Annotated in this window: 6 protein-coding genes; all 6 read right to left on the bottom strand. The window is 59.6% G+C overall.

All coding sequences use genetic code 11. From position 1 onward, the window contains the following. Positions 1–160 precede the first annotated feature (160 nt). The 6 genes from ACOVRJ_RS12005 to ACOVRJ_RS11980 all read right to left on the bottom strand — a co-directional run bounded on the left by ACOVRJ_RS12005 (position 161) and on the right by ACOVRJ_RS11980 (position 10,251). Positions 161–2,482 carry a glycosyltransferase gene (locus tag ACOVRJ_RS12005; RefSeq protein ID WP_422044082.1) on the bottom strand — a complete coding sequence of 774 codons (2,322 nt, stop codon included), beginning with the start codon at positions 2,480–2,482 and terminating at the stop codon, positions 161–163. A 3-nt stretch (positions 2,483–2,485) separates the two neighbouring features. Then, positions 2,486–5,944 (bottom strand): glycosyltransferase family protein, encoded by a 3,459-nt coding sequence (locus ACOVRJ_RS12000; RefSeq protein WP_422044081.1) that lies wholly within the window; start codon positions 5,942–5,944, stop codon positions 2,486–2,488. 77 nt (positions 5,945–6,021) lie between these two features. Beyond that, positions 6,022–7,302 carry a UDP-N-acetyl-D-mannosamine dehydrogenase gene (gene wecC, locus ACOVRJ_RS11995; protein WP_422044080.1) on the bottom strand — a complete coding sequence of 427 codons (1,281 nt, stop codon included), beginning with the start codon at positions 7,300–7,302 and terminating at the stop codon, positions 6,022–6,024. Between the two features lie 5 nt (positions 7,303–7,307). Then, a complete protein-coding gene (gene wecB, locus ACOVRJ_RS11990) occupies positions 7,308–8,435 on the bottom strand; it encodes a non-hydrolyzing UDP-N-acetylglucosamine 2-epimerase (RefSeq protein WP_422044079.1) in 1,128 nt (375 codons plus the stop codon). A 67-nt stretch (positions 8,436–8,502) separates the two neighbouring features. Then, positions 8,503–10,032: a hypothetical protein gene (locus tag ACOVRJ_RS11985; RefSeq protein WP_422044078.1), complete on the bottom strand. Its 1,530-nt coding sequence runs from the start codon at positions 10,030–10,032 to the stop codon at positions 8,503–8,505. A 33-nt stretch (positions 10,033–10,065) separates the two neighbouring features. Continuing rightward, the gene (locus tag ACOVRJ_RS11980) at positions 10,066–10,251 is read right to left on the bottom strand and encodes a hypothetical protein (protein WP_422044077.1); all 186 of its coding nucleotides are present in this window, start codon (positions 10,249–10,251) and stop codon (positions 10,066–10,068) included. Between the last annotated feature and the right edge of the window lie 497 nt (positions 10,252–10,748).

The following is a 10,748-nucleotide window of genomic DNA, read 5'->3' as shown; positions in this document are numbered from 1 at the left end:
CCGAAGACTGCTGGATCTGCGCCCGCACCGCAGGGGTGGTCGTGGCGTTCTTGTGTAGTGCGATCATCATGTTGCCTGGCTCCCGGGTGTGAATGCTGCCATGACTGCCTTCAGGACATCGCGCCCGAAGACCAGAGCACGTCCATTCTGCAGTAGCTAATCATCCGGGACCTGAAACATATGACGCCAACCAGCGAGCGGAAGCAGCCTCCCAGTGGAGCTCTTCGCGCGCAACGGACTGGCACTGCGGCGCGTCAACATTGCGCGATGCTGCGGAACGCACGGCGAACTCGACAACGCGCCGCAGCAACTCTGGCGGTAGCGAGCGCTTAGAGATTCCGAAGAGTGATGGGGCGTCGAGCACGAAACCAACAACCCGATCACTGGCAAGACGGCTGTAGTCTCCGATGGCGTCGGTCATCAATACCGGGAGTCCGGCAGCGAGGTATTCGCCGAACTTGGTCGGAGAAGAGACAAAATTCACCGGGTCTGGCCGCCGGATCAGCACACCAACGTCGCAGTCCCGCAGCCTCAGTGGCACTTCGTCATGCGGGACCTCAAGCATCACCATGGCTTCGACGGGCAGCCGGGCGGCTGTGCAGTATTCGATCGCCTTGTCTTGGTCTGACTTGGGCACCAACAGAAGAAAGCGGCAACGCCCGTCCTCGCGGTGCAGCGCCGCAAACAGCTCGATCATCTCCGCACCGCACTGCCAATCAGCCATCGTGCCGGCATAGCCAAAGACAAGAGAGCCAGGAGGAAAAAGCGTGCGCCGCTTCGGTTCGGCAGGTTGGACAAACCGGCGGTCAGAGACACAGCAGGGAACGATCACCTGGGCAGGCAAGATTTCGCCGTATTTGCGGCGGTAGTGCGTGCCCATCGCTTCCGAGACAAATACGTTCAGATCGCTGGCCGCTAGCAGCTGCCGTTCAGCTTTCTCAAGCGAGGCAATCCGCGCTTCGTGGGCGCCACCCATGCGCGCCTCCTCAGGGACGACACCGTGCCAGTCAATGGAAAACACAGTGGACGGTCTCGCGGCCTTGACTGCTAAAGCGACACGGGCGCAATACAGCGCCTCTGCGTGAACAACATCGATGTCGAATTGCTCGACGATGTCAATGAGTTGGGCCGCAATGCCCTGAAAGGACTCAGGCGTGGCGTTCATCCTGAAAAAGTCTTCAACTTCAATCAGATGCGGCTCACAACCCATCTCAGTAAATTCGTCGCTATGCGCCGCCCGAGTTGGGTTCTGCTCATCTGAGGATGAGCCCGCTTCAGGGCGCGGCAAGAGACAGGCGAGGTGAACCTTGCACCCCTGCTGGGTCAACGCTTGGATCTCCTGCTCGACGCGAATTCGATAACCAGACCGAGAGCCTTCAGGGATGTAGGCCACGATCAGAAAGTTCGGCCGGCGCCTTGCTTCCTGTACAAGCCCTGCCGAGACACGACCACGCCGCTTGAAGCGGACCTCCTGCGCAATGATGCCGATAAGGGCAGAACATGTCGGCTCATTGTCGAACCGCTCTTGAGCGAAGCGCCGTGCATAGTCCGACTCGGCCATAAAGGTTTCGAGTTGACTGTTCCGCAAGATCATTCCCGCGAGCGATTCGATGGAGCCCTCAACATATTTTGGCGGGTAAATTCGCCCAGCACCTTCCCAGTCGCGGATGGCAGGGACGCAACCGCTCGCCATACCTTCGGCGACCGCCTGGTGTGAGCCCTCGAAGTCGCTGACAGAGAGGATATGGCCGATGCCCTGATACCACCCCGCCATGTCGGAGCCATGGGGATCGAACACGACTGAGCCAGCCTTCCGTAAACCCGCAAGTTCATCAAAGATGCGCGTGTACCAAGCCATCTCCTCGGTTCGATTCGCCATCCATGCGTAATCAGTTGGCAGCGCCCCTTTGACTCGCAGGCTATAGCTCGCATCTGTCTCGCGCAGGCGTCGAAGAACGGCAACCGCCAAATCGAGTCTTTTGCGTGCCGGCACAACACCGACCAAGCCGAGCGTGAAGCGGCTGTCTGGGGATTTCGGAAGCGCGTAGGCGGTTCTTGCAGGTATCGGGTTGTAGACCAGTGCCGTTTTGCCCGCTAGCACCGGGAACTCAGCACGCATCCAGTCGTAAACGTGCTGCGTGATCAGTATCAGCCGGTCGACCTTATCCCAATTGGTACGCCAAATGAAGTCGATCCGACTCCGTGACTGTACCTCTTGCAGGTGAAGGCGAACGATCAACACCTGATTAGGCCGCTTCCGCTCAGAGAACCAAACTGCGTTACCTAGAGCCCATTCGCAGAAGATCACATCTGCCCAGTCAAGCGCATCATCCGCGGCTTTCGGGTCATTAATGTGATGACCCTTGTGTTCAAGGATCTTCACGGTGTAACCAGGCGCGGACTCCATCTGCCGTATCAGTGGCGTGATGAACTTGAGGTCATGTCCGCAAAACAGGAGCTTGATGTTCGAAGAGAAGGGCATGGCTTAGTTCAGCTGCAATCCGTAGTCGTTAGACGCGGCCATGGTTTCAGAGTGAAAACCGAGCGGCGGGCGCGACCGCACAGGCATGCCGTCGTCGACCCTCTCAGCCATGAAGCTGAAAAGAGCCTTGGCGAGCCACGGGCTAGATGCGGGAAGCGCGATAGAGCCAGGGTCGGCGCTGGCCGTGGTCATGCCAATCGAGCGCACCTCGTCAAATGTCAAGCGACTGAGGTCTACCGGGGCGTGGGCAAAATCGATCCCAGACGCCTCATTTGGTTCTGTGCCCTCTAGCGCGATCTGTGCGTCAAGCAGGTAAGAAGAGCCGTAGTGCCCGCCACCGATGAGAACGACGACGGCGCTCGGGTGACGGTTCCTCAGATAGGACGGCAGGTTTGGGGCCGGAATTGCCACGACTGGGGCATTAGCGCTCTTCAGCGTTTCGGCAAAGCGTTTCACCGAGTCATCCGAACCAAAGCTACCAATGACGACGATGGCTGCTGGCGCCTGTATCTGCTCAATGAGCATCCGAACGAGTCTCTTGGGATCACCAGTTGGACGCACCAGCGCAACGACTTCGCGGCGCAGTGGCGGGCACGAGGACAGTCCAATCGTTCGGGCGATCGTCTCCAACCGGTGCCCATAGGTATGTTCTGCAAATACAGCTCGTGTGCCCCTGACGGAAGCTTGTAACCACCGGCCTGCGTCGCACATCAAGCTATCAAGAGCCTCAAGAGCCTCCTGCTCGCTCTCGACCGTGGGCACGAGTCCCTTGAAAATCCGGTCGACACCGACAGACTCTGTCGAGACCACCGGGGTGCCGCAGGCGAGCAGTTCGAAGACACGCCGCGAAAACATCGTGGGCGAATCTGAAACTGAGTTCACGTTCAGCCCAACGCGATACCGGCGATAGGCCTGCAGCATCTCGCTGTAGGAAAGAGAGCCACGTATGAAGGGCTGCAGGTCTGAGGGGAACGCGAAGCGCGCCCTGTCCTTCCCTGTTATGCCGTGCATGCGGTCAAAGATGTCGAGCCCGTAGCGTGAAGACACCCGTAGCAGGGTGTCCATCGCCCGGCGCCGCAGCTCGAAGTCATCTGCGTAATACGTACCCGCGAAGCTCGTCGCATCAAGCCGTGGTTGAGTCAGGTTCGGGTTATGGATCTTCGGCTGCGCTGCAAAAGGGAGCGCAGCAACGACGCGAGCCCCACCTACTTTTTGCCGATATCGCTCGATGCAGTTCTCGTCAGTGGTGAAGATGTAGTCAAAGTCTGCCGCCCGGTCGATAAACCGTTCGAAGTTGGGCGGATCCTCCTTGTTCCAGAACACTGTCGGGACATCAAACTTACGTGCCCAGCGCAGGAGGTCTCGAACCTCGTCGCCCGGGGGTTTAGCAAAGCTCGCAACGCGGTGCAGCCAGCTGTCTTGATTGCCATGCCATGCTGACTCGACCAATACAAAGTCGATCTGGCTACCGAGCAGCTCGCGCCTCCAGGCTCCTGGCGTGATGGGGACCAAGTCACACTCGGGTTCGAAACACGCGTGTGAGAAAGCATCCAAGATGGATGCGACTCGTGGCTTGCGTCGCTCAGGTTGGGGCGCCATTTCAAACGGTAGACAAGCAAGCACTGGGGAGCCTGAGGCCCTTGCGTGCGCTGCTTGGTTATCCCGGTTGTCGTGCCAGATGAGCTCGATGCGGTTCGAAACCAGTACCCGTTCATCCCCCTTTGTGCTGAAGGAACGCAGCCCAATTCGAGCCCGGGCGGTACCTCGGCACGGCACCACTTCAAACCGGCGATCAGTTGCATCCGCTGCCGGATAAAGGTACTGGTACCAGCCAACCAAAGCTGAGCGAGCGAAGCCCACATATGGCCCTTCGATCAGTTGGCCCGAAGCATCAAGGTACTCGACCGACAGAACCGCCTTTTTCCGTTCAGCTTTGCCGATGCCGACGTAGCGGATGTCGAACGCTAGCTGTATGTAATCGGCCTCGGTCATTGACAGTTCGAACCAAGTCGGTTCTGCCTCTAAAGCGACTAGTTCGTCTGCGACAGACGGCATCAGCACCTGGCTCCCGGGCGTGCAACTCGGCGATACCAGGGGTGCTGGTTCATGCGTAGCTGGCCTGCCCGTTTCCAGCACTTCTGCCAACTGCGCAGTAGATTCGACCCAGGTCGCCTGCCTCAGCGCCTCAAGGTTCATAGCGACTCGGTCCACGGGACCACCGGGTACGCTGAGGATGTTGCGAATCTGCTCGCACATTGAGGGCACAGATCCAGCTTGGAAGTACACCGAGCCGGGCAGTCTCCTGCCGAGGTCCTTTAGCGCGCCAACGTCGGACAAGAGGACGGGACGCGAATAAGCCGCGGCCTCGTAAGGTTTAACGGGCGATACAAGATCCGCAACAGCCACCGGACGGCGCGGTATGACGACGAGATCGATCGCCGAATATAAATCCGGCAGTTCGGAAGTCGGGCGGCGGCCTGTGAGGATCAGGTGATCGGCAATTCCTAGGGAGGCGGCCAATTCGCGTAATCTCGCACTCGCCGGGCATTGCACCTGATCTCCACCTACGCCCAGAGAGTTAGATGAACCGACCAGCACCAGATCGAGATCAAGCCCTTCTGCCCGAAGTCTCGCGCATGCACCAACAAGGTCCTCCAGGCCCTCGTAGGGGCTGAATGAACCAACGTAGCCGACGAGGTGCCGCGCCTTACTGCCCAGTCTGGCCTTGGCTGCCTGAGCTTGCAGTCTTGAGGGCTGAGCGCCGCTATGGGCGTTTGGCATAAGGCTAATTTGCCCACGATCAACTCCTCGACGAACCAACTCGTCGCGCATGGGGTCGTTCAGCGTAAAAACATGATCAGCTTCGCGGGCTAGCAGCGTCTCCATCTCAACTGCTCTACGGAACGCCGCGGTGTTTGCATACTCTGGCAGATTTGACGCATGCGTAACCTCCCAAAATCCACGCACTTCGTAAAAGAAGGGAAGCTTTAGTCGGCGCGAGGCAATAATTGCAGGCGTAGCGTTCTCCCAATTTGACGCAGCCATCACAGCACTAGGCTTGAAGAGACGCAAAATTTCATATATGGCAAGCGCAGAACTCTTTAGATACTCTTCCTGTAGCATGGCCGATGTGCAAGGCCGCTCTAAATGCAGGTATCGCACACCGTCGATAACATGATGATTCGGGAAAGAAATATTCTCAAATCCCGGCAAATCCCACGGCCTCCCCGGTTGCGACACGACAACAACAGATTGTCCTCTCTGAGCAAGGGCAGTGGCCACCCCGTGAGTACGTACGGCATATCCGTTTGTGGAAAACGGAAAAGAATGACTTACCAAATAGGCTAGTCGACTTGGGACTCGCCATGATGGGAACTTGGGTGGGTCTAAGCGTCCGAATGCGGCGCAATCGAGGGCAAATAGATAGTCATGTTCGTCGATTAGGTGCGAACTAAACTTCATTTAGGAGACTCCCACGAATATACTTTAGTAATTTTACTATTAGCCAATTTCAACAGAAATTTGTCTTTCAATCTACTTTAATAACTCATATCTCTTCGACTTCGTATTCCAACCGCATCCACCAGCACAAACTTCTGCAGATCAATTTCATATAGCCTATCGAACTGCTTATGCTTGACCAGCACACATATGACGTCTGCACAGTCTATTGCCTCCTCTAGAGAGACAAGAGATATATTAGACGCCACTAATCGAGAAGGTAAAGCTTCAATGTTTGGCTCGACGGCGAGAACGCGGCATTCCAGTTTGGAGATCTCGGAAGTGATCTCAAGCGCAGGACTCTCACGGAGGTCGTCAATATCAGGCTTAAAAGCCAATCCCAAACAAGCGACCTTGATGTCGGGAACGGAACTTCCGGGGCGTTTTGCACAGATGTCAAGAATCGCCGCTTTGATTCGCGCGACCAGCCATTCGGGCTTGGAATCGTTGACCTCACGTGCAGAACGGATAAGTTGCGCCTCATCAGACGCACTGTCCACAATAAACCAAGGGTCCACCGCAATGCAGTGGCCGCCCACACCGGCGCCCGGTTGCAGGATATTCACGCGTGGGTGCCTGTTGGCCAGACGAATCAAATCCCACACATTGATGCTGAGCTTGTCGCAAATGATGGACAGCTCGTTGGCAAAGGCAATGTTCACATCGCGAAAGCTGTTTTCCGTCAGCTTGCACATTTCCGCCGTGCGGGCGTTGGTCTGGAATAGCTCGCCCTGTACAAAGGTCTTGTAAAGCGCAATAGCCATGTCACTGGCTCGCTGAGTCATGCCGCCAATGACGCGGTCATTGCTCACCAACTCATGCACCACCTTGCCGGGCAGCACGCGCTCAGGGCAATAGGCTACCTGAACGTCGGCCGCCTCGCCCGCCTGTTGCGGAAAGGTCAAGTCTGGCCGGGCCTCAGCCAGCCACTGGGCCATCTGCTCGGTGGTGCCTACCGGTGAGGTGGACTCCAGCACCACCAAGTTTCCCTTGGCAAGCACGGGCGCGATGGACCGCGCAGCGGCTTCTACATAGCTGACATCGGGTTTGTGCCCGTCCTTGAACGGCGTGGGCACGGCAATGAGGAAGGCGTCTGCCGGCTCAGGCTTCAAGGTGGCACGCAAGTGCCCTTCACTGACGGCGGCACGCACCAGCATGTCCAACTCGGGCTCCACGATATGGATGCGCCCTTGGTTGATGGTGTTGACGGCGTGCTCGTTGACGTCCACGCCAATCACCGTCTTCTTGCGGGAGGCAAACATCGTGGCCGTGGGCAGCCCGATGTAGCCCAGGCCGATCATGGAAATGGTGTTGAACATACAGGTTAGTCTTGTGATTGAAAAGTATGCAGCGCCGCCAGGATGCGGGCTGCCGCTTGGCCGTCACCATAGGGGTTGAGGGCGCGGGCCATGCGGTCATAGGCAGCGGGGTCGTCCAGCAGCTGCTGGCATTCGCCGACGATCTTGTCTGCATCAGTACCCACCAGGCGCACGGTGCCGGCGTCAACCGCCTCGGGGCGCTCGGTGGTATCGCGCATCACCAGCACGGGCTTGCCGAGGGAGGGCGCCTCTTCTTGAACGCCGCCTGAGTCGGTCACGATCAGATGAGAGCGGGTCATCAAGTAGACGAAGGGCAAATAGTCTTGCGGCTCGATCAGGTGCACGTTCGGCGCCTGGCCCAAGACGCGGCGCACCGGCTCTTGCACAGCAGGATTGAGGTGCACGGGGTAGAGGATCTGCACATCAGGCCGCTGGCTCAGGCGAGCCAAGGCTGAACAGATGCGCTCGAAACCATCACCAAAGTTTTCACGCCGGTGGCCGGTGACGAGGATCAACCGCTTTTCAGGGTGCAGAAAGCTGAATCGCTCGTCGAACTGGCGGCGCAGGGCTTGGTCGGCCTGCAGGCGCTCGGCCACTTGTTGCAAGGCGTCGATGACGGTATTGCCCGTGACGTGGATGGCGCCGTCTTTGATGCCTTCACTCACCAGGCTTTGGCGCGCGCGCCGGGTGGGCGCAAAGTGCAGCGTGGCAATGCGCCCGACAACGCTGCGGTTCATCTCCTCCGGCCAGGGGGCGTACATGTTGCCGGTGCGCAGCCCGGCCTCCACATGGCCCACGGGCACCTTCTCGTAGAAGGCCGCCAGGCTAGCGGCCATGGTGGTGGTGGTGTCGCCATGAACCAGCAGGAGGTCATAGCGTTGCGCCTTGAGCACGCTGCGCAGCCCCAACAGGATGTTGGCCGTGATGTCCGTCAAGTCTTGCCCGGGCTTCATGATGTTCAAGTCATGGTCGGGCTGGATGTCGAAGAGATGCAGCACCTGGTCCAGCATCTGGCGGTGCTGGGCGGTGACGCAAACCTGGCTTTCAATGCCCGGCGCAGCATGCAAGGCGTTGACCACCGGGGCCATCTTGATGGCTTCAGGGCGGGTGCCGAATACGGTGAGGATTTTCAAGAGCAGGCTTTCTAGCGGTGGCCGAAAGAGGCTACGTGTGAAGAGGCTTGTCGTCCCGCAGAAAAGTTCAGGACACAACGCGGATGAGGAAGGCGTCCTTCTCCAGCTTTAGGGTTTCAGCACTGAAATGGCGCCCGGCAGACGTCAGCTCGGCTTGCCACATTTGTGCAACTTCCTGCTCGTCCTTGCGGATCATGTCGTCCAGCAGGAAGTCCACGCGAGGAAGCGGCAAGTTCGCCATCAGGACCGGCAAAGCGGGGTAGCGGGCATGCTCGCCGGTGCTTGCTGGCGGCCCATCCACCAAGACCAGTGCACGGCAGCCCTCAGCTTCGGCTACAGGGCACAAGGCGGCAAGTGCCTCTTGGCAGCTGTAGTACGGATAAGTCTTACCGTTAGACGCTTGGTAAGGCGCCAACGGGGCCAGATGCACCGTGACCGCCTGCTCAAGCCCCGCCGCGCGCAACTGGGCCAACGTTTGGGCGTGGTAAGCCTCCAAGTGCTCAAAGGCCACCTGCACCACCGGCGGCCTGCCAGCACGCCGCCTCTGCACTTGCGCCAGGGCCTTGGCCATCAGCACGGTGGACGTGCCGCTGCCAAATTCAATGATCAAGTCGTAATCGTTGGCGCGGATCAGCTCAATCAGGTAGGCCGCCAAATCTGGGCTGATAGGCCAGCCGTGCAGGCCGGGGATGATGTCGCCACCAGCCAAGGCCGCCTGCACGTTCAAGAAAGCCTCAAGCTGCTTGGTAGCGTTGAGCATTTCTTTCTTAAGCACGTTCTGGAGCTGCTCAGAAACTTTGAACAGATCTTTGTTCTGTTTCACCGCATGATTTGCAAATTCAGCTTGCTGCTCTTTAATTCTGTCGGCTAAGTCCGCTCTTTGCTGCTGTAGTTCGACCGTGAGCGCCTGCAACATGGTCGCGGCGCCAGCAGGTTCTTGCAAGAACGGGGTTGTGGACAAAGCAGGGCCCTGAATGGACAGACTTCGGGGGTCGTTATGGGCTGCGCCGCTTCCCCCGTTCACATTTGACAGAAGGGGTACTGGCGCAGTAAGCCCCAGCATCTGCCACTGGTGACCCACCCGCGCCTGCGTGGCCAGGGCCAGATCGGTATTGGGGGTGCCGATGGCGATGCTGTCCTGGAAATGCTTCAACGCGCGCGGCACCTGCCCAGCGGCGGCGGCCACGCGGGCCAGGGTGTTGTGGGCGCCGGCAATCAATACCTGCGCCACCAGCTTCTTGCTGCACCCCCAGTCTTGCGCCAGACGCGTGAACTGCCGAGCCGCAGCGGTGTCGCCCAGCTGCTGGTGGCCGGCGGCGGCCAACAGTGCGAGCTTGGCGCGGTCAGGGTGATGCTGCAGCGTGTCACGCGTGAGGGTGGCCAGGCTGGGCCAATCACCAAACTGCCACTGGGTGCGGGCGCGCTCCAGCAGCGCTTCGTCGTAGGGGACGGCGGGGGTGGTGGTGGCTTCCAGCACGGTAGCGTCTTGGCCGCCGCGCAGGGCCTGCAACCGCGGCGTGGCGGTTGTTGCGGCGGGCGCGCCGCCTTGCAGGCGGGCCCACCAGTGGCGCAGGCGGGTGAAGAGGGCCTGGGGCATGGGGGTTAGCAATGGCTGCGGTGGCTGATGGTTTCAGCCGGCCGCACGCAGGAAGGGTGGCGATGGCTCGCTCAAGAGAGCCTCTTCCTGGTCGTCCTCGGTCACCGGGCCAGCCGATTGATGCAGGCGGGCTGCAATGGGCTGGGCCTCCCGGGAGGGCCCGTGGATGCGGGTTCGCTCCAGCAGGGCCTTGTGGCAGGTGACAACGGAAGTGGTCATGGGCACAACACGACAGCAGCGAAGAAAAAATCGCGCCAGGGGTACGCGTGTCATGCCGCGGGCAAGCAGCCCGGCCAGCCCCATGAATCCAACCCGCGCCGTGGCGTTCACGAGCGGGCTGGGCTGGCATGTGATTGTTGTCGGGACATTGAGCCCCTCTTTTTTGTCTGCATTATAAACGAAAGCATGTGTATGTATGGGGCCGCCTGGCGGCATGTGCAGACCAGCGGGCGACAGGGGTAACGTCCCGCCCGTGCGATGGCCGTGCCGTGCAGGCTCAGTGCCCGATGACCCCCTTCAGCAACGGTGCCGCCCAGCGCGCAGCGAGCTGCGCAAGCTCACATCCGGCGCCTGAAGCAGCGGGGCCGCTCGCCCAGGCCTGACTACGCTCACGAGCCTGATGCCCACGCAGCCTGACCCTTGCCGCCTAGGCAAACAAGGGGCGGGCAATGGCAAGGTGGCGGTGCGGTGCGGTGGGGCTGGCGCTGGGGCTGGCG

The sequence above is a fragment of the Roseateles sp. genome (assembly GCF_049240545.1).
In the GTDB taxonomy this organism is placed as follows: Bacteria; Pseudomonadota; Gammaproteobacteria; order Burkholderiales; family Burkholderiaceae_C; genus Paucibacter_A.
This window is presented reverse-complemented; position numbering and strand designations above follow the sequence as displayed.

Coding starts and splice junctions, on each gene's coding strand:
- ACOVRJ_RS11985 (WP_422044078.1), bottom strand. CDS start 10,032: ATGCCCCAGGCCCTCTTCACCCGCCTGCGCCACTGGTGGGCCCGCCTG.
- ACOVRJ_RS11980 (WP_422044077.1), bottom strand. CDS start 10,251: ATGACCACTTCCGTTGTCACCTGCCACAAGGCCCTGCTGGAGCGAACC.
- wecC (WP_422044080.1), bottom strand. CDS start 7,302: ATGTTCAACACCATTTCCATGATCGGCCTGGGCTACATCGGGCTGCCC.
- ACOVRJ_RS12005 (WP_422044082.1), bottom strand. CDS start 2,482: ATGCCCTTCTCTTCGAACATCAAGCTCCTGTTTTGCGGACATGACCTC.
- ACOVRJ_RS12000 (WP_422044081.1), bottom strand. CDS start 5,944: ATGAAGTTTAGTTCGCACCTAATCGACGAACATGACTATCTATTTGCC.